The following is a 342-nucleotide window of genomic DNA, read 5'->3' as shown; positions in this document are numbered from 1 at the left end:
CTCCGCCGCGGCCCAGGCGGCTGCGCAGAACGCGGCCCGGTCCGCGGAGCGCGCGGCCCGGCAGTTCGCGGAGAGCGCCCGGTCCGTCGTCGAGCCGGTCGTGGAGCGCAACCCGCAGGTCTTCGAGCACCTCTCGGCGGCCGGTGCGGAACTGCTCGCCGCCTACCGGACCGCGGTCGCCGGCCACGAGCAGCGCTGGACGCGCGGTGCCTCCTCCTCCTCCTCCTCGGCGAGCGGCCCCGTCTCCCCGGCGAGCGGCACCGACGACGCCCCCGTCGGTACCGGCTCCGGCTCCGATGACGCTCCCGGTGACGGCGAGCGCGACGGTCGTGGGCCCAGAGA

At 77.8% G+C, this 342-nt stretch carries 1 protein-coding gene; it reads left to right on the top strand.

The genetic code is table 11. The features are described 5' to 3' along the window. Positions 1-342, top strand: a 342-nt coding sequence (locus tag ACYVE9_RS26465) for a DUF5304 family protein (RefSeq protein WP_461030425.1), incomplete at both ends; no start/stop codon positions are given.

This window comes from Streptomyces sparsus, from assembly GCF_054776295.1.
Note: the sequence above shows the minus strand (reverse complement) of the source record. Positions and strands in the feature narration are given on the sequence as shown.